At 61.7% G+C, this 19,854-nt stretch carries 14 protein-coding genes; 11 read left to right on the top strand and 3 right to left on the bottom strand.

Translation table 11 applies throughout. The features are described from left to right. Positions 1–15: 15 nt before the first annotated feature. The gene (locus WCA85_RS28135; RefSeq protein WP_424068141.1) at positions 16–2,421 is read right to left on the bottom strand and encodes a penicillin-binding protein 1A; all 2,406 of its coding nucleotides are present in this window, start codon (positions 2,419–2,421) and stop codon (positions 16–18) included. 245 nt (positions 2,422–2,666) lie between these two features. On the opposite strand from WCA85_RS28135, the gene pilM reads away from it, so the two are divergent. The 7 genes from pilM (at position 2,667) to WCA85_RS28100 (ending at position 9,912) form a co-directional block, all read left to right on the top strand. After that, positions 2,667–3,647 (top strand): type IV pilus biogenesis protein PilM, encoded by a 981-nt coding sequence (gene pilM / locus WCA85_RS28130; protein WP_424068155.1) that lies wholly within the window; start codon positions 2,667–2,669, stop codon positions 3,645–3,647. Next, positions 3,644–4,351 carry a fimbrial assembly protein gene (locus WCA85_RS28125; protein WP_424068140.1) on the top strand — a complete coding sequence of 236 codons (708 nt, stop codon included), beginning with the start codon at positions 3,644–3,646 and terminating at the stop codon, positions 4,349–4,351. The genes pilM and WCA85_RS28125 overlap by 4 nt, the downstream gene beginning before the upstream one ends. Continuing rightward, positions 4,348–5,256 (top strand): hypothetical protein, encoded by a 909-nt coding sequence (locus tag WCA85_RS28120; RefSeq protein ID WP_424068139.1) that lies wholly within the window; start codon positions 4,348–4,350, stop codon positions 5,254–5,256. Before WCA85_RS28125 ends, WCA85_RS28120 begins: the two co-directional genes overlap by 4 nt. After that, entirely contained in the window at positions 5,256–6,905 is a 1,650-nt protein-coding gene (locus tag WCA85_RS28115; RefSeq protein WP_424068138.1) for a type IV pilus secretin PilQ, read from the top strand. Before WCA85_RS28120 ends, WCA85_RS28115 begins: the two co-directional genes overlap by 1 nt. Before the next feature lie 95 nt (positions 6,906–7,000). After that, entirely contained in the window at positions 7,001–7,552 is a 552-nt protein-coding gene (locus WCA85_RS28110; RefSeq protein WP_424068137.1) for a shikimate kinase, read from the top strand. An 8-nt stretch (positions 7,553–7,560) separates the two neighbouring features. Then, a complete protein-coding gene (gene aroB / locus WCA85_RS28105) occupies positions 7,561–8,637 on the top strand; it encodes a 3-dehydroquinate synthase (protein WP_424068154.1) in 1,077 nt (358 codons plus the stop codon). A gap of 54 nt (positions 8,638–8,691) precedes the next feature. Further along, positions 8,692–9,912, top strand: coding sequence for a deoxyguanosinetriphosphate triphosphohydrolase (locus tag WCA85_RS28100; RefSeq protein WP_424068136.1), 1,221 nt, complete (start codon positions 8,692–8,694; stop codon positions 9,910–9,912). 165 nt (positions 9,913–10,077) lie between these two features. Here the strand turns inward: WCA85_RS28100 and WCA85_RS28095 are convergent, their stop codons facing one another. Together WCA85_RS28095 and WCA85_RS28090 are read right to left on the bottom strand one after the other, a co-directional pair. Continuing rightward, complete coding sequence (locus WCA85_RS28095; protein ID WP_424068135.1) at positions 10,078–10,455, bottom strand: DUF883 family protein; 378 nt, start codon at positions 10,453–10,455, stop codon at positions 10,078–10,080. 322 nt (positions 10,456–10,777) lie between these two features. Beyond that, complete coding sequence (locus WCA85_RS28090; protein ID WP_424068134.1) at positions 10,778–11,500, bottom strand: OmpW/AlkL family protein; 723 nt, start codon at positions 11,498–11,500, stop codon at positions 10,778–10,780. A gap of 187 nt (positions 11,501–11,687) precedes the next feature. Here WCA85_RS28090 and WCA85_RS28085 point away from each other — a divergent pair, with 187 nt between their 5' ends. The 4 genes from WCA85_RS28085 to thpR all read left to right on the top strand — a co-directional run bounded on the left by WCA85_RS28085 (position 11,688) and on the right by thpR (position 19,795). Further along, positions 11,688–12,395, top strand: coding sequence for a transposase (locus WCA85_RS28085; RefSeq protein WP_424068133.1), 708 nt, complete (start codon positions 11,688–11,690; stop codon positions 12,393–12,395). A gap of 289 nt (positions 12,396–12,684) precedes the next feature. Further along, complete coding sequence (locus WCA85_RS28080; RefSeq protein ID WP_424068132.1) at positions 12,685–17,388, top strand: glutamate synthase-related protein; 4,704 nt, start codon at positions 12,685–12,687, stop codon at positions 17,386–17,388. A 95-nt stretch (positions 17,389–17,483) separates the two neighbouring features. After that, on the top strand, positions 17,484–18,950 hold the full coding sequence (locus WCA85_RS28075) for a glutamate synthase subunit beta (RefSeq protein WP_424068131.1): 1,467 nt from the start codon (positions 17,484–17,486) through the stop codon (positions 18,948–18,950). A 302-nt stretch (positions 18,951–19,252) separates the two neighbouring features. After that, positions 19,253–19,795, top strand: coding sequence for an RNA 2',3'-cyclic phosphodiesterase (thpR, locus tag WCA85_RS28070; protein WP_424068130.1), 543 nt, complete (start codon positions 19,253–19,255; stop codon positions 19,793–19,795). Positions 19,796–19,854 lie beyond the last annotated feature (59 nt).

Genomic DNA, 19,854 nt, shown 5'->3' with positions numbered 1-19,854 from the left:
GTAAGCCCAGAATCTCTAGTGGCCGCGGAACAGATTCATGATGTCCTGTTTCTCCTGGTCGCCAACCTGTTCCGGAGCCGGTGCCGATGCAGCCGCGTCGCTGGCTTCGGCGTCGAGCGTGGCCTGGCTGACGCCGACCGTCGCAACGAATCCGTTACCCGGCGTGAAGTTATCGAAATACAGTTCGTCGCCCAGCGTGACCACGCCTTCGGGCATCGGCATCTTGTATTCCGGCACCCCCTTCAATGCCTTAGCCATGTAGTCGATCCACACCGGTAACGCGAGACCGCCGCCGGTTTCCTTGTCGCCCAGGCTGCGCGGATTGTCGTAGCCGATCCATGCCACCGCCGTGAGGGTGTGCTGATAGCCACCAAACCATGCGTCACGCGAATCGTTGGTCGTGCCGGTTTTGCCGGCCAGGTCCGTACGTTTCAAGACATTGCTTTTCGCACCCGTGCCGCGCTGAGCGACGCTCTGCAACAAGCTGTTCATCACGTAAGCGTTACGCACGTCGATCGCGTGCGGCGCGCTTTGTCCCGCGACAAGCGGATGGGCCTGCGCAACCACAAGACCACGCTGATCGGTGACTTCCGCAATCAGATACGGGTTGATGCGATAACCGCCGTTGGCAAACACCGAGAAACCGCCTGCCATCTGCAAAGGCGTGACGAGTCCGGCGCCCAATGCCATCGGCAAATAAGCCGGATGGCGATCCGCGTCGAAGCCAAAGCGCGTGATGTATTGCTGCGCGTACTTGGGACCAATCTGGTTGAGGATGCGGATCGACACAAGGTTCTTCGATTTCTGCAGCGCGGTGCGCATCGTCATGGGACCATCAAAGCCGCCACCGTAGTTCTTCGGCTCCCACGCCTGGCCACCGGTTTCAGCGGCGGTAAAGAAGAGCGGCGCGTCATTGATCACGGTGGCCGGCCCCAGTCCCTTTTCAAGCGACGCCGAGTAGATGAATGGCTTGAAGCTCGATCCCGGCTGGCGCCATGCCTGGGTGACGTGATTAAACTTGTTCTTGTTGAAGTCGAACCCGCCGACCAGTGCGCGGATCGCGCCGTCTTGCGGCACAACCGACACGAAGGCACCTTCCACCTGCGGCAACTGGGTAATGGACCAGGTGCCGTCGTCCTCTTTGACGACCCGGATGATGGCGCCAGGACGGATGCGCTGGTTCGGCTGCGCGCGTGGGCCAAGCGCGAACGATGCGAAGCGCAGGCCGTCGCCTGACAACGTTACGACGTTGCCGTCGGCAAGGGTCGCGAGCACCTGCTTCGGCGTCGAGGTGGTGACGACTGCCGCGAGGATCTCGCCGTTGTCGGGATGTTCCAGCAGCGCGTCGTCGATGGTCTGTTCACGCTCGTCCGGATCGCTGGGCAAATCGATGAACGCTTCCGGGCCGCGATAACCATGGCGCCGTTCGTAGTCCATCAAACCCTTGCGTAGTGAGCGATAAGCGAGGTCCTGATCGGCGGAATCGATCGTTGTTGTCACGTTCAATCCGCGCGTGTAGGCCTCTTCGTGATACTCGGCGTACATCATCTGACGCACCATCTCGGCAACGTACTCAGCATGCACGCTATATTCCTTGGCGGCGCTCTTGACGACGAGCGGCTGGCTGCTTGCTTCGTCGTACTGTTCTTGCGTGATGTAGTGCAGTTCGAGCATGCGCTGCAGGATGTACTCCTGACGAATCTTGGCCCGCTTCGGATTGACCACCGGGTTATAGGCGGACGGCGCCTTGGGCAGCCCGGCTAGCATGGCCGATTCCGCGAGCGTGAGGTCCTTCATGTTCTTGCCGAAGTACACCTGCGCGGCGCTCGCAAAGCCGTAGGCACGCTGACCGAGATAGATCTGATTCATGTAGACCTCAAGAATCTGATCTTTCGTCAGCTTCGACTCGATCTTATAGGCGAGCAACATCTCGTAGATCTTACGCGTGTAGGTTTTTTCGCTTGAGAGAAAGAAATTTCTGGCCACTTGCATCGTGATCGTGCTGGCGCCTTGCGTGGCGTGACCGTTGGTCAGTGCAACGAAACCCGCCCGTGCGATACCAGTCAGGTCGACCCCACCGTGATCGTAGAAACGTGCGTCTTCAATGGCCAGCACGGCTTTCTTGAGATTGTCGGGCACGTCCTGGATACGGACGATGTCGCGCCGCTCTTCGCCGAACTCGCCAATCAGCACATGGTCGGCCGTATAAATGCGCAGCGGCACCTTGGGGCGGTAGTCGGTGAGGGCGTCGATGGACGGCAGGTTCGGCGTGGCGACGACGAGGGCATATCCCAGCACGAGACCGGTGGATGCGATGCCCGCGACCACAAGAACGACTAGCCCCAGAAGGAGGTTTAACCACAACGAACGTTTGCGCTTTTCAGGCGCGGAGGGGGGTGACGCAGGGGACGAGGATTGCATATGAACACCAAAAAACAGTCCCGCGATTATAGCCGCCTGGGACGTTAGCTTTCGACATGCTTACGGACCCCGGTCGCGCCTCGCAGGGCACGACTTAACTGTAGCCGCTTTGAGATCGTATCGGGAACGGTGAGCGTCGCGTTAGCCATCTGGCCGAATATCGCTAGCTTTGGCGGCTTTGCACAATTGCCTCAGTGCCTGCGTCCGAATGGTTCGGCGTATGCGTCTCACGGGAGGTGTGTGTGATAGCGACCAGAAATTCGTTGCTCATGGCGGTGCGGCGTTTTGCTGCGGGAATCGACGTGGGGCCGCAAGCTGCGCGGCTCGTGGTGTTGAGCCGACGTACGCGAGGAGTCGATGCCGTGCGCCTTGAGTACGTGGCCGCGGAGCCGCTCGCCGCCGGCGCAATGGCGGGTATCGAGATCGTGGACCGTGGCGCCGTCAGCCGTGCATTGCGCAATCTGTTTGCCGGGCTGCCTCGTGCTTGCGCCAACCGTACGTTGCGCTGCGCGATGGCGCTGCCCGGCTCGGCGACGCTCATGTCAAGCCTTCCGTTGCCGGGCTTCAGCGGAGCCGGCGGCCGGGTGTTGGCTGACGCAACCACGCTCACGGCGATGGAGGCGGAGGTGATGAGCGAAGCAGAGCGCGTTGCTGGAATCGAGCGCCATGCCCTTGCGGTTGACTGGTTCATCGACGATTCGCCGCGTTGCGCGAACACGGTGACGATTGCGGCCGCCGCCCGTCAACATCTGGAGGCGCGTATCGAATGCGCAGCCGCCGCCGGCGTCACGTTGACGGCGATTGACGGCGAACCGCACGCTGCCTTGCGTGCTATGCGGCACACGGCGATGTTCGAACTCGAGCCGCACGAATCGTATGCAGCGATCTGGATCGGAGCAGACGGCGTGTATGGCTGGCGTATTCAAGACGAAGTGATCGTCGCCGACATGCGTTATCCAGCGCCTGAACACAACGACCTGGCAGACGCGCTGCGCGACCTCGCAGACGGTGAAGTCATCGGCTGCGCGATACTCGGCGGTGAAATCGAACTGCTGGACGGCGTTGGTTTCTCTATTGCCGATCTGGGCGACGTACTCGGTTGTTCGATGCTCCCGTTCGAATGCGCGTCGCTGGGAAAGTGCGCCCAACCTTTGCCCGTGGAACTGCTGCGTGAGCCAACCTACGCGGTCGCAGTCGGCCTTGCCTTGCGCGGGGTGATGGAATGACGTCGCTGAACTCACCCATGCCGGCTCGTGGCCACAGGTTCTGGATTGGTGGCTTCAACCTGTTGCCCTATCGGCGTAGCAATGCGCGCCGTGCGCGGCGGCGTTGTCTGATCGAATGGCTTGTCGCGGCGCTCTTAGGCTGCGCTGCACTGCTCGCCACAGTGGGATGGCAAGCATTTGAGCGGACACGACTCGATGCGCAGCGTACATCGAACGAGCGCGTACTCGCGCAACTCACTGCGCCGCTTGCCGAGCATGCGAGGCTTTCGCGTGAGATGGATGAGCGGGGCAAACGGGCCACCCGCGCAGTTGACTTGTCCATGCCATTGACGCGCCTCCTCGACCTTCTCGACACCCTAAGCGGCACGCATGCAGAAGGGGTGATCCTCCAGCAACTACACCAACGCCTCCACGAGACAGAGTTGCTCGCGACGGCGAACGATCCGGTCGCCTCTGCTGTCTGGCTCAAACAACTGGGCACCGTGCGTGGCGTGAAGGGTTCTGAGGTCACAGATTTACATCCGCTGGCTCGTGCGCGGCCCGGCACAACAGTGAGCGGCACTGGCGCGCTGGAATTTGCCGCTCGACTGCGTTGGGACGAAGAGGGTGAGCGCGAGAAGAACATTAAGCCGCAACGAGAGGCGTCCGCTTCGGTATCTGATGCGCGCTCTCGCGCGGCAGACAACTCGCGAGGTGCGCGATGAGCACGATCCTGACGCCACATGCCAGCCTCGCGAACGAAGCGTTGACTGCCTTCAATTGGATGAATCGGCTGCGTGTGCCTCTTGCCGAGTGGAGCCGCCGCAGACGGTTGCTGGTTGCCGTCGTGATCGCAGCGTCGGTGTACGGCGTCGGGGCGAACGCGTGGATCTCAGCCGATCTGGGCGGCATGCAGGCAAGCCGCGCGGCACTTGATGAAGTACAGCACCATGTGGAGCGGGCCAATCGTGCGCTCGCCCAATTACCAGCGCTGCGTCGTGATGTGGCGGCCTCACCCGTCGGCCTGCTGGCTGGCGAGTGGACTTCGGCTGACGATCTGCGGGTGGTGTCCCTTCTTGCGGCCCGCAGTGGGGTGTCATTGCTGACACTGACGCCAGGCGCGGCAAGCGGTGCAGGTCTGGACGCGATGCGCACGCTGCACTTCACCGCACAAGCCGATTTTCTACATCTGATGGTGTTTCTGCGCGGGCTGTCGGACCTGCCGGTGCTTGTCGTTCCCGAGGACGTTACAGCGAAGCGCAGCGGCAGCACGCTTGCCATCAGCGCGACGCTTCACGTCTTCAATGCGCTAAGCCCGGTATCGACGAGCCCTGAGCTTTTCGCGGACGACGATCTGGATGCCGACGACGAGGAGATGGTGTTCTACGATCCGTTTTCACCTCAGTCAGAGGCCGGTGGCGCGGCTGCAGACGCAGCACTGTTGCGGCTGGTCGGGACGCTGCGCGACCGTACTCGCCATCTTGCGCTACTCGAAACCGCTGACGGTGCGACCACAATTGAACGAGGGCAGCGTCTCGGTGACGATCGCGTCACGGGGATAGATGCATCCAGCATTACGCTGACGAATGCCCTCGGCACGCGCACGCTCTCCATGCCGGAGGCATCCTGATGAGGTGGCTGAATCGAACCTTCTCGGCGCTCGGCTGCGCTTTCGTTTGCTTATACGCTTCGGGTGGTGCGGGCGTGGCGCACGCATCGCTGCCACCGCTGCCTGCGAGCATGTCACTTGACGACACCGTTGCGCCCTATGACGCGCCACCGCTGCCACCCACCGCCGCGGCCGAAGTGCCCAACCCGTTTTCGCGCGGAGAGCCTTCGGACGAGTCAACAGCTTCCGCTCGTTCGGACACCGGCGACGGTGAATCAGCCAGCGATTCAATGCTCGAGGGGACACCGCTAGCGCCGCTTACCAAGGTGAGTTCTGCGAGTACAACAACACCACGCGACGATGCAGCTTCAAGCACGCTTGAAGGGCCGCCGGTGCCACTTGCTCCATTGCAGCGTCTCGGCGACGTAGCAGCGCGCACCGTCGACGACGGCGTGATCCCGGACAAGCCCATCACCCTCAACTTCCAGCACGCGGAATTGGGCGCGGTACTGCACGCGTTCGCGCAGTTCACCGGCCTGAACATCGTAGCTAGCGAGCGTGTGCGGGGGACGGTGTCGTTGCGGCTCGACAAGGTCTCCTGGCGCACTGCTTTCGACACCTTGCTTGACATCAACGGCCTGGCAATGGAACGGCACGGCAACGTGATCTGGGTCGCGCCGCTAGCGGACCTGGCGGCGCGCGAACGGCAGCGCTTTGAATCCCACGCGCGGGTTGCCGACCTGGAGCCGCTCGCCAGCCGCACCTTCGAGTTGCACTACGCGCATGCCGAGGACGTGAAACGGCTGCTCAGCGGCTCGGGAACGCAGCGCGTGTTATCAAAACGCGGCGCAGCGATGGCCGATCCACGCACTAATCTACTGTTCGTGACGGATCTGGAGGCGCGACTTGCGCAGATTGCCGAGCTGTTGAGGTCGATCGACCGGCCGTCGCGGCAGGTGTTGATCGAAGCGCGTATCGTTGAAGGCGAACAGGGCTTTTCGCGCAACCTTGGGATACGGCTTTCAGCGGCTGCGGCGAATACGGACGGCGGGACAGCGAAGGGGCTGTCAGGCGGCAAGGACGGGACGGTCTACGACTTGGCGGCGGGGCCGCTTTCCGGATTCGATGCAGCGACGGCCGGTCTCACGTTGTTCGCGGCTCATGCGACCCGCTTGCTCAACATCGAATTGAGCGCGCTCGAAGCCGAAGGGCGCGGCGAAACGGTCTCCAGCCCGCGCGTCGTCACCGCCGACCGGATGAAAGCTATCGTCGAGCAGGGCACCGAGTTGCCATATCAGGCAAAAGTCGGGCAGGGTGTCTCCGGTGTGCAGTTTCGTCGTGCCAGCCTCAAACTGGAGGTGGAGCCGCAGATTTCTCCTGACGGAAGAGTCGTACTGGATCTCGATATCGCCAAGGACAGCGTCGGCGAGCAAACCGAAGCTGGGCCGGCCATCAACACCAAACATGTGCAGACGCGCGTCGAGGTGGAGGACGGGGGAACGGTATCGATCGGCGGAATCTATGCGACAGATGACCGGGATGATGTGACTCGGGTGCCACTCCTGGGCAAAATACCCCTTTTGGGCGCACTTTTTCGCCATACGGCACACCGTGACAAACGCAGCGAGCTGGTTGTGTTCATCACGCCGCGCGTTGTGCAGACGAATTGAGCACCCGCCGCAGCTGCGGCCCGCAGGCTCGACAAGGCAGTCGCTTTGCCAGTAAGCTGCGGCACGAACCATACCGGATTAGCCAGAGGACACCGTTGCAAGCGCGGGACGAACACGCCAATGTATTTTTTGTAGGACTCATGGGGGCAGGCAAGACCACCGTGGGTCGGGCGGTGGCGCGCCGGCTGGATCGTCCGTTCTTCGATTCCGATCACGAAATCGAGGCGCGCACGGGCGCGCGCATCCCGGTCATTTTTGAACTGGAAGGGGAAGCGGGCTTTCGCGACCGGGAATCGCAGGTGATTGCGGATCTGACTGGACAGCAGAAGATCGTGCTGGCCACCGGCGGGGGCGCCGTACTGCGTCCCGAAAACCGCGAAGCGCTGCAAAACAACGGCGTTGTCGTCTATTTACGCGCCAATCCGCATGACTTGTGGCTGCGCACGCGGCGCGACAAGAATCGCCCGCTGCTGCAAACCGAAGACCCCAAGGGGCGTCTTGAGCAGCTTTACGAGGTGCGCGACCCGCTTTACCGCGAGTGCGCGCATTTCGTCATCGAAACCGGCCGGCCATCGGTCAACGGCCTCGTCAACATGGTTTTGATGCAGCTCGAGATGGCCGGCGTCGCCAAACATCCTGCGTCATAATGGCAAGCATGATTACCGTCAACGTCGAACTGGGCGATCGCGCCTATCCCATCCATATCGGCGCCGACCTGATCGGCCAGACCGCGCTGTTCGCGCCGCATATTGCCGGTTCTTCGGTCACCATCGTGACCAATACCACGGTCGATCCGCTCTACGGCGACGCGCTGCGGCAGGCACTGGCACCCCTTGGCAAGCAGGTATCGACGGTCGTGTTGCCGGACGGCGAGGCGCACAAGAACTGGGAAACGCTCAATCTGATTTTCGACGCGCTGCTCGGCGCGCGAGCCGACCGCAAGACGACGCTGATCGCGCTGGGCGGCGGTGTGATTGGCGACATGACGGGGTTTGCCGCCGCCAGCTACATGCGCGGCGTGCCGTTCATCCAGGTACCGACCACCTTGCTGTCACAGGTGGATTCGTCGGTGGGCGGCAAGACGGGCATCAATCATCCGCTCGGCAAGAATATGATCGGCGCGTTTTACCAGCCGCAGGCGGTGATTGCCGACATCGGCGCGCTGCGCACGCTGCCGGCACGTGAATTGGCAGCCGGCATCGCCGAGATCATCAAGACCGGGGCCATCGCGGATGCGGGTTTCTTCGACTGGATCGAGGCAAACGTCGGCGCGCTGAACCGCTGTGAGCCGCAGGCGCTCGCCGAGGCGGTCAAGCGTTCTTGCGAGATCAAGGCGTCAGTCGTGGCGGCGGACGAGCGCGAAGGCGGACTGCGCGCAACCCTCAATTTCGGCCACACGTTCGGCCATGCGATCGAAGCCGGTCTTGGCTACGGTGAATGGCTACATGGCGAGGCGGTGGGCTGCGGCATGGTGATGGCAGCGGATTTGTCCGTGCGCCTCGGCCACCTCGACGAAGACGCTCGCAAACGTCTGGTTGACGTGATCAAGGCCGCTAATTTGCCCACCCGTGCACCGGCGTTGGGCGCCGCGCGCTATGTCGACCTGATGCGCGTCGACAAGAAAGCAGAAGCGGGCGAGATCAAATTCATCCTGCTGAAGCGTTTCGGTGAAACGCTGATCGGCCCGGCACCCGACGCCGCCGTGGACGCCACGCTCGCCGCCGCCGTCTAGCGGCGGCAAGCGCAGCGTCTTTCGCGGGGTGCCTTCCATGTTTCGGAGATGCTGGTGAGTGAAAGCCGCAGCGACACCCTGAATCAATCGTCCAGCGGCGCCTTTACGAGCGCGCCGGCAACCTTACCCGCAGCTCCCACGCTCGCTGCACTTGAAGCCCATCTCGCGCCCTATGCGGCGCATTCTGCACAGTCTCGCGGGCGTCGCCATCCAGAACCTGCGCCTGGCGCGCGCACCGAATTCCAGCGCGACCGCGACCGCATCGTTCACTCCACCGCGTTTCGGCGCCTCGAATACAAGACGCAGGTGTTCGTGAATCACGAGGGCGATCTGTTTCGCACCCGGCTCACGCACAGCCTGGAAGTGGCGCAGATCGCGCGTTCGGTTGCCCGCAATCTGCGGGTCAACGAGGATCTGGTGGAAGCCATTTCGCTTGCGCACGATCTCGGCCATACACCGTTTGGTCACGCGGGGCAGGACGCCCTCAACGAGTGCATGCGCGAGCATGGCGGCTTCGAGCACAATCTGCAGAGCCTCGCTGTGGTGGACGATCTCGAAGAGCACTACGGCGCGTTTGATGGGCTCAACCTGTGTTTTGAAACGCGTGAAGGCATCCTGAAGCACTGTTCGCGCGAAAACGCGCGGCGCCTCGGGGCGCTTGGTGAGCGTTTCATTGAGGGGCGGCAGCCGTCCATTGAGGCGCAGATTGCCAACGTGGCAGACGAAATTGCGTATAACAATCACGATGTGGACGACGGTCTACGCTCCGGTTTGCTCACCGTCGAGCAGTTGGCCGAGGTGGAACTTTGGCAGGCGCATTTCGAGGCCGCGCGCGCGGACTATCCACGGATCGAAGGCCGCAGGCTGATCCACGAGACGGTGCGGCGGATCATCAACACACTGATCGTCGACCTGATCGATACGACGACCCAGAACCTCGCGCGGCACGCGCCGGCAAATCTCGATGCGGTGCGCGCCGCGCCGCCGCTGGTTGCACACAGCGCGAGCGTCGCCGCGCAAGCTGCAGCGCTCAAGCGCTTCCTGTTCAAGAACCTGTACCGGCACTATCGCGTGATGCGGATGGCGAACAAAGCGCGACGGGTGGTCATTGGGCTGTTCGACGCGTTCACCGACGACCCGCGCCTGCTGCCGCCGTCGTACCAGTCGGCTGATCCGGCGCAACAGCCGCGGTTGATCGCCCACTACATCGCGGGCATGACGGATCGCTATGCGCTTAAGGAGTATCAGCGGCTCTTTGTGATCACAGACAACTGAGCGGAAGACCTCGGGCCAGTCCACGACTATCCAGGAATGAAGCCGGCGCCCGGAAGACCGTTACGTCTCTCTGGCAGACAGGGCGCGGCCCGCTACGCAAGGCAGCGAGCAACTGCGCGCCCCATCACCCTCCGTCAGGAAACGCGGTCAGGGTCAGCCATCACGTCATCGCGCACGCGCGAACAGCGCTCCCGCAATCAACGCGATACCACCCACTATGGCAATCGTCTGCCATGGGTTTTCGTGCACATAGTCATCGGCCCCCGACAATGCGACCTCGGCGCGTTGGCGCACGACATCACGGGTGTCGTTCAGACGCTCGCGCGCGACATCCAGCCGCTTGCGCAACTGGGCGCGAAGCGCGACGGCATCGGCTTGTGTCCCGTCTGACAGGGTATCTTCGAGTTCAGACATCAATGAGCGAAGCTCAGTCGCGATGTCTTCTGCCGCATGGCGGCTATGGCGCGCAATACGGCGCGCGCGGCGGCTCGTCGTCGTCCAGGATTCGCCCAGGGCGTCTCTCGTGTTCGGTAGTGCAGTCATGGTCGCTCCGTCGTTGATGAGTCAAAGGGAAATCCCGCTGAAACCGAACGGGAAACACCCAGTGACGCAACTTCAGTGCCCAATGGAAAACAACTCACGAGCCAGCATGAAACCGCCACCCGCCTTAGCCGCAGGTGATTCCGTCTGGCAACCCGGCGGCATTATTTGCACCAGAACGGTGGCCTCGTTGGTCAAATTTACAAAGCGTCGTGTAGCGGCGCCCTGTTAGCCGCTTTTTCTCGCCGGGCAAATGAAAATGCCGCCATGAATGCATGACGGCATTGTTCAAGCCCCCAAAACTCGACTACCCTTAGTCTTACTGTCAGAAGCGATAACCGATGCTGACGTAGCTGACGATCGGGTTGAGCTTGATCTTGGTCTGCGATTGAACGTTGAGCGTACCGACCGGTGTCTCGGCGTTCGTGCTCAACTTCGCAGTGGCGCTGAGCGGCAAATACGACAGGGAAATACCGGCGAACCAGTGCTTGTCGATGTTGTAATTGAAGCCGGCATTAAACACGGGCTCCCACGAACTATCCGTAGATACCGAGGTCGGACCATGCAGTACCTGTTGCTCGAACGTGCCGTTGGTGATCTGCGCATCCGTGAACGAGACACGGCTGACACCAATGCCCAGATACGGACGGAAGCTCGCGTTTGCGTCGCGGAAGTAATACTTGAACAGCAGGGTTGGGCTCCACTGTTTTGCTGTGCCCAATGTGCCGTACGGCGCGAATGCGCCCGAGCCTTGCAGGTTGAACTTTGGCGGCACGCCGATCACGAATTCCGTCGCGATATGGTCGGTGACGAAGTAGCCGGCGGTAAAGCCGATGGTGTCCGCGTTATCGAGTGTGGCGCCCGTATTGGGAAGGGTCACGTTGACAGGCGAACCGCCTACGCTTGTTTCCTTGAGCGGATCGCTACTGGATTGAGGTGAAAGATGGAACCAGCCCGTTGTGATGTAAAAGCTTCCGGCCGATTGAGCGTGGGCTGCCGTCATGCAGGCAAGCGCCGCGATCCCCGTCATGGCCTGTTTTAAATTCATATGTGCTCCTCCAGAAAAGGCCCGCTCATTATGACTAGAACGTTTGAAACAAACCATACGCGAGTGTTAGAGCTTTCTCCCTAAGCCCCGCGTGGTTTCTGGCTCAGCCGCTTCCTGTCGAATCGCACGGGCGTGCGGCTTTTAGGACCTTCGGGTATATACCAACGCGACTATTGGATAATCCAGCATGGCACGGCTCGCACGTCTTTATGTTCCTGACCAGCCGCAACACGTCATCCTGCGCGGACTGGATCAGCAGCCCGCATTCATCGACGACCAGGATTACGAGCTCTTCATCGATTGTCTGAAGGCGGCTTCCCGAGACCATCACCTGTCCATTCACGCTTATGCGTTGATGCCGGGCGCGGTGCAACTGCTCGTCACGCCGACCGAGGAGTCGAGTTTGCCCAAGGCGATGCAGGCGGTGGGTCGCCGCTACGTCGCTCACTTCAACCGGCGTTACTCGCGTCGCGGCACGTTGTGGGAGGGGCGCTACCGGGCCACGGTGATCGAGGGCGAGCGTTACTTCCTGCTGGCAAGCCGCGTGGTGGAGATGTGTCCGGTGCGTGGGCAACTGGTTAGCGCGCCGGAAGACTATCGCTGGTCAAGCTATCGGCACCACATTGGGCTCACGCTGGACAGTCTGATTACCGATCATCCGTTGTACTGGTCGCTCGGCAACACGCCGTTCGAGCGGCAGCGTGCCTACCGCGAGCTGTGCGAACAACCGCTCGATGAGCGCGAGGCTAGCCAGTTGCAGCAGGCCACCCTCAAGGGCTGGGTGCTCGGTAGCGACTCCTATCGGGAGTGGGCGGCGCGGGCAGCGAATCGCAGAGTATCTCCGCTGCCGCGCGGGCGGCCCCGCAAGGTCCGCGAGACGCCCCAAACTCAATAATTCCTTCTGCTTCAGATAGCTGCAAAGAAAACGGCATCACCGCATGCCGTTTTCTTTGCACCGTTTTGATATGGAACCAATAAAAATAAGGTGCGATGCACCAATCGGATAATAGGGGTTCAATCATCACGTTTTATTTGCTATTCCATTGATTCGTCGCGTATATTCCGAATTCCGGCAGTTTCACGGCGCGCGCTGCATCAAGCCGCCTACGCAGTTGCAGCGAAAACTGCGGGCAACAGAAAAATGGTTCAACGGCCGCAACTGGCCCCTCACAGACGGTGTCCCCATGAACGACCACCAGCAACCGGCTTCCTCGGTTCCCGCCGCGCAAGGTCTCTATGACCCGCAAAACGAGCACGACGCCTGCGGCGTCGGCTTCGTTGCCCACATCAAGGGCAAGAAGAGCCACGAGATCATCGAGCAGGGTCTGAAGATTCTCGAGAACCTCGATCACCGGGGCGCCGTCGGCGCCGATCCGCTAATGGGCGACGGTGCGGGCATCCTGATCCAGATTCCGGACGGTTTCTACCGCGAAGAAATGGCCAAGCAGGGCGTGACCTTGCCGCCGTTGGGCGAATACGGCGTCGGCATGATCTTTTTGCCGAAGGAACATGCGTCGCGTCTCGCCTGCGAACAGGAACTCGAACGCACGGTGAAGGCCGAGGGACAAGTAGTGCTGGGCTGGCGCGATGTGCCGGTCGACCACTCCATGCCCATTTCGCCCACCGTCAAGGCGAGCGAGCCGCTGATCCGCCAGATCTTCATCGGCCGCGGCAAGGACATCATGGTGACCGACGCGCTCGAGCGGAAGCTTTACATCATCCGCAAGACCGCGAGCCACCGCATTCAGGCGCTCAAGCTCAAGCACGGCAAGGAATACTTCGTGCCGTCATGCTCGGCGCGCACGGTGGTCTACAAGGGCCTGCTGCTGGCCGGCCAGGTTGGTGTGTACTACCGCGACCTGCAGGACGAGCGCACCGTGTCGGCGCTGGCGCTGGTGCACCAACGCTTCTCGACCAACACCTTCCCGGCATGGGAACTGGCTCACCCGTACCGGATGATCGCCCACAATGGCGAAATCAACACGGTGAAGGGCAACGTCAACTGGCTGAACGCCCGTACTGGCGCAATCGCTTCGCACGTGCTCGGCGACGACCTGCCGAAGCTGTGGCCGCTGATCTATCCGGGCCAATCGGACACCGCCTCGTTCGACAACTGTCTCGAACTGCTGGTGATGGCCGGCTATCCGCTCGTCCACGCCATGATGATGATGATCCCGGAAGCCTGGGAACAGCACACGCTGATGGACGATAACCGCCGTGCGTTCTATGAATATCACGCTGCGATGATGGAGCCGTGGGACGGCCCTGCCGCAATTGCTTTCACCGACGGCCGTCAGATCGGCGCGACGCTCGACCGTAACGGCCTGCGTCCGGCGCGCTACATCGTCACCGACGACGACCTCGTGATCATGGCGTCGGAAGCCGGCACGTTGCCGATTCCCGAATCGAAGATCGTCAAGAAGTGGCGTCTGCAGCCGGGCAAGATGTTCCTGATCGACATGGAACACGGCCGCATCATCGACGACAAGGAACTTAAGGACAACCTCGCTAACGCCAAGCCGTACAAGAGCTGGATTGACGCGGTCCGGATCAAGCTCGACGAAATCGAGCCGAAGGCCGAAGACGTCGTCACGGAACGCCGCGAAGCCGCGGCCTTGCTGGATCGCCAGCAGGCGTTCGGCTATACGCAGGAAGATCTCAAGTTCCTGATGGCGCCGATGGCGCAAGCCGGTGAAGAAGCCGTCGGCTCGATGGGCAACGACTCGCCGCTGGCGGTCATGTCCACCAAGAACAAGACGCTCTACCATTACTTCAAGCAACTGTTCGCGCAAGTCACGAACCCGCCGATCGACCCGATCCGTGAAAACATGGTGATGTCGCTGGTGTCGTTCGTCGGTCCGAAGCCGAACCTGCTGGACACGAACAACATCAACCCGCCGATGCGCCTCGAAGTGTCGCAGCCGGTGCTCGACTTCAAGGACATCGCGAAGATCCGTGCGATCGATCAGTACACGGGCGGCAAGTTCAGTTCGTATGAACTGAACATCTGCTATCCGGTGGCCTGGGGCAAGGAAGGCATCGAAGCGCGTCTCGCGTCGCTGTGTGCGGAAGCCGTCGATGCGGTGAAGTCCGGCTACAACATGCTGATCGTGTCGGACCGCAGGACCGACCGCGATAACGTCGCGATTCCGGCGCTACTCGCCACCGCCGCGATCCACACGCACCTCGTGCAGCACGGTCTGCGCACGAGCGCGGGTCTGGTCGTCGAAACCGGTTCCGCGCGTGAAACGCACCACTTCGCACTGCTCGCGGGCTACGGCGCGGAAGCCGTGCACCCGTACCTCGCCATGGAAACGCTGGCCCAACTGGCCGCCGGCATGAAGGGCGACCTGTCGGCGGAGAAGGCGGTCTACAACTTCACGAAGGCGGTTGGCAAGGGCCTGCAGAAGGTCATGTCCAAGATGGGCATCTCGACCTACATGTCATACACCGGCGCGCAGATTTTCGAAGCGGTGGGTCTCGCTGAAGACCTGGTGTCGAAGTACTTCCGCGGCACCTCGTCGAAGGTGGGCGGCATTGGCCTGTTCGACGTTGCGGAAGAGGCGATTCGTCTGCATCGCGACGCGTTCGGCGACAACCCGATTCTCGCCAGCATGCTCGACGCTGGCGGCGAGTACGCCTATCGCGTGCGCGGCGAAGAACACATGTGGACGCCGGATGCGATCGCCAAGCTGCAACACTCGGCGCGCAGCAACTCGTATCAGACGTACAAGGAATACGCGCATCTGATCAACGATCAGACGAAGCGTCATATGACCTTCCGCGGCCTGTTCGAGTTCAAGTTCGACCCGACCAAAGCGATCCCGCTCGACGAAGTGGAATCGGCGAAGGAAATCGTCAAGCGTTTTGCGACGGGCGCCATGTCGCTCGGCTCCATCAGCACGGAAGCTCACGCTACGCTGGCTGTGGCGATGAACCGCATCGGCGGCAAGTCGAACACGGGCGAAGGCGGTGAGGATGCGAACCGTTACCGCAACGAATTGCGCGGTATTCCGATCAAGACTGGCGACACAATGAAGTCGGTGATCGGCGACGAGGTCATCGTCGACATTCCGCTGAAGGCGGGCGATTCGCTGCGCTCGAAGATCAAGCAGGTGGCGTCGGGCCGTTTCGGCGTGACGGCGGAATATCTCGCCTCGGCTGATCAGATCCAGATCAAGATGGCGCAGGGCGCGAAGCCCGGCGAAGGCGGTCAGCTGCCGGGTCACAAGGTGTCTGACTACATCGGCAAGCTGCGCTACTCGGTGCCCGGCGTGGGTCTGATTTCGCCGCCGCCGCACCACGACATCTACTCGATCGAAGATCTGGCACAACTGATCCACGATCTGAAGAACGCCAACTCGGCGGCCAGCATCTCGGTCAAGCTGGTGTCGGAATCAGGCGTCGGCACGGTGGCCGCTGGTGTGGCGAAGGCGAAGGCCGACCACGTCGTGATCGCCGGTCATGATGGCGGCACGGGCGCATCGCCGCTGTCCTCACTCAAGCATGCCGGCACGCCGTGGGAACTCGGCCTCGCTGAAACCCAGCAAACGCTGGTGCTCAACCAGTTGCGTGGCCGCATCCGTGTGCAGGCCGACGGTCAGATGAAGACCGGCCGCGACGTCGTGATCGGCGCGCTGCTCGGCGCGGATGAATTCGGCTTCGCGACGGCGCCGCTCGTCGTGCAGGGTTGCATCATGATGCGCAAGTGCCATCTGAACACCTGCCCGGTCGGCGTTGCGACGCAAGATCCGGTGCTGCGTGCGAAATTCCAGGGTCAGCCGGAGCACGTCGTCAACTTCTTCTTCTTCGTTGCAGAAGAAGTGCGCGAAATCATGGCGCAACTGGGTATCCGCAAGTTCGAAGACCTGATCGGTCACGCTGAACTGCTCGATACGAAGAAGGGCATCGAGCACTGGAAGGCGAAGGGTCTCGACTTCTCGCGCGTGTTCTATCTGCCGCAGGTTGCGGAAGAAGTGGCTCGCAAGCACGTCGACGTGCAGGATCACGGCCTCGATCGCGCGCTCGATCACACCTTGATCGAAAAGGCGAAGGCTGCGATTGAGAAGGGCGAGCACGTCTCGTTCATCCAGCCGGTGCGTAACGTGAACCGTACAGTGGGCGCGATGCTGTCCGGCACGATCGCGAAGAAGTATGGCCACGACGGCTTGCCTGATGACACGGTTCATATCCAGTTGAAGGGCACGGCGGGCCAGAGTTTCGGCGCGTTCCTCGCGAGAGGCGTCACGCTGGATCTGGTCGGTGACGGCAACGACTACGTCGGCAAGGGTCTGTCGGGTGGCCGCATCATCATTCGTCCGACCAACGATTTCCGCGGCAAGTCGGAAGAGAACATCATCTGCGGCAACACGGTGATGTACGGCGCGATCGAAGGCGAAGCGTTCTTCCGCGGCGTCGCAGGCGAGCGTTTCTGCGTGCGTAACTCGGGTGCGAAGGCAGTGGTGGAAGGCACCGGCGATCACGGTTGTGAATACATGACGGGCGGCACGGTCGTCGTGCTCGGCGAAACCGGCCGTAACTTTGCAGCCGGCATGTCGGGCGGCATCGCTTACGTGTTCGATCCGGACAACAGCTTCGCCGGCAAGTGCAACAAGTCGATGGTCGCGCTCGATCCGGTACTGCAACAGGCCGAACAGGAACGCACGGTCGACAAGGGCCTGTGGCACGCGAACGAAACCGACGAGGTAGTGCTGAAGGGGCTGATCGAACGTCACTTCCAGTTCACCGGGTCGCCGCGTGCGAAGGCGCTGCTCGAAAACTGGGATGCGTCGCGCCGCCAGTTCGTGAAGGTGTTCCCGACGGAATACAAGCGCGCGCTCGGCGAAATGGCCGCGAAGAAGGCGAAGAGCGAAGTGCTCGCCGCGTAATTCGCAGCAAGCAACGAAATCCCCTAGATGTACCCGCCGCCCTCGTGTGCGGCGGGTGACGATTCCCCACCTGTACAGATAGATAAGAGAACCACATGGGCAAGGCAACCGGTTTTCTCGAGTTCGAACGCCGCCACGAGGCGTATGAAGCTCCGCTCACGCGTGTGAAGCACTACAAGGAATTCGTCGCGGCGCTGTCCGACGACGACGCGAAGATTCAAGGCGCACGTTGCATGGACTGCGGCATTCCGTTTTGCAATAACGGCTGCCCGGTGAACAACATCATCCCGGACTTCAACGACCTGGTGTTCCATCAGGACTGGAAGAACGCGATCGAAGTGCTGCACTCCACCAACAACTTCCCGGAGTTCACGGGGCGCATTTGTCCGGCACCGTGTGAGTCGGCGTGTACGCTTGGCATCAACGACGACCCGGTTGGCATCAAGTCGATCGAGCATGCGATTATCGACAAGGCCTGGACCGAAGGTTGGGTCGCACCGCAGCCGGCCAAGCACAAGACCGGCAAGAAGGTCGCCGTGGTCGGATCCGGCCCCGCCGGTCTCGCCGTTGCGCAACAACTGGCGCGCACGGGGCACGATGTGACCGTCTTCGAAAAGAACGATCGCATTGGTGGGCTGCTGCGTTATGGCATCCCCGACTTCAAGCTCGAAAAGTGGCTGATTGATCGCCGCATGCGTCAGATGGAAGCCGAAGGCGTGACGTTCCGCCCGGGCGTGTTCATCGGCAAGGATCCGCTGCCGGGGCACATCGCCAACACGGCGAAGGAAACCGTCACGCCGGACGAACTGAAAGAGCAGTTCGACGCAGTCGTGCTGACGGGCGGTTCGGAAACACCGCGCGATCTGCCGGTGCCGGGCCGCGAGCTGGAAGGCATCTACTATGCGATGGAATTCCTGCCGCAGCAGAATAAGGTCAACGCGGGCGATAAGGTTCCGGGACAACTGCTGGCCAAGGGCAAGCATGTGGTGGTGATCGGCGGTGGCGATACGGGTTCCGACTGCGTCGGCACCTCCAACCGTCACGGCGCGAAAGACATCGCGCAGTTTGAATTGCTGCCGCAACCGCCGGAAGAAGAGAACAAGCCGCTGGTGTGGCCGTACTGGCCGGTCAAGCTGCGCACCTCGTCCTCGCACGAGGAAGGCTGCGGGCGCGACTGGTCGGTGGCGACCAAGCGCTTCGAAGGCAAGAACGGCAAGGTTGAAAAGCTGATTGCGGTGCGCGTCGAATGGAAGGACGGCAAGATGCAGGAAGTGCCGGGCTCCGAATTCGAAATGAAGGCTGACCTTGTGTTATTGGCAATGGGCTTTACGCAGCCGGTCTCGCCGGTGCTCGAAGCGTTCGGCGTCGACAAGGATGTGCGCGGCAACGTGCGCGCCTCGACGGAAGGCGACAAGGCGTACTACACCTCGGTGGACAAGGTGTTCACTGCAGGCGACATGCGTCGCGGGCAGTCGCTGGTCGTGTGGGCGATCCGTGAAGGGCGCCAGTGCGCGCGCTCGGTCGACGCGTTCCTGATGGGACATTCGGATCTGCCGCGCTAAGTGTTTGTCCAGCCCGTGACGATGAACGCGGGCTGACCACTGTTTGCAGGAAGAGGTGGAGACGACAAGGCAGTACCCAAAGCCGGGCACCCGTAAGGGTGACCCGGCTTTTCTTTTGGAGCGTGGAATTACGGGCGACAGAGCCGGTGCGGTGTCGGCCGCGGCGGCGCGGGTGTGACGTCAAGACAGTGTTACGCGCATCAATGCCACGCGATCGATGGTCACGAAGCTTGAGATACTGTTACGGGAGCGGACGCTTGACGAGGAGAGGGTGAAACACGATGCAAGCGAATGAGACACCGATGGACGGCATATGGCAGCGCTGCTTTATTGCACTGGCTCCCGACGCGGCGACGCGCCATGCGCTTGCTGCGATTGAGGTGCCAACCGGCGCGCGTCGCGTGCCGTATGAGCAGTTGCATCTGACGATGACGTTTATCGGTTCGCTCACCGTGGCTCGGTGTGACGCGCTCGCTGAGAGGTTGGCGGAGCAAGACGCGCCGCTCGAAACCGCCGGGGTAACGGGCATTGAACATTGGCCAGGTGCCGCACATCCACGTCTGACGGTGGCGACCTTGGCAATGACTGACGCGTTGGTGAAACTGGATTGGCGAATCCGTTCGCTGATGATCGACCTCGGCTTACCCGTGGATGCGCGCGCCTTCCGACCGCACATCACGCTAGCGCGCTTTGGCCGCGAAGCGGGCGCAGTTAACCACCCGGTGCGGCCCAACCCGAACCTGACGGCCCGTTTCGAATCACTGATCTTGTATTCGAGTACCTTGGCGCGACACGGCGCCCGGTATCGGGCGTTAGCGAGTGCGGCGATCGGAGGAGAGAAGTAATCTGGCGAACCGGAGTCAGAACGCAGGCAGATAGGCGCCGACTGCGGATTTAACGGACT

The sequence above is a fragment of the Paraburkholderia sp. genome, from assembly GCF_049581445.1.
GTDB lineage: Bacteria > Pseudomonadota > Gammaproteobacteria > Burkholderiales > Burkholderiaceae > Paraburkholderia.
This window is presented reverse-complemented; position numbering and strand designations above follow the sequence as displayed.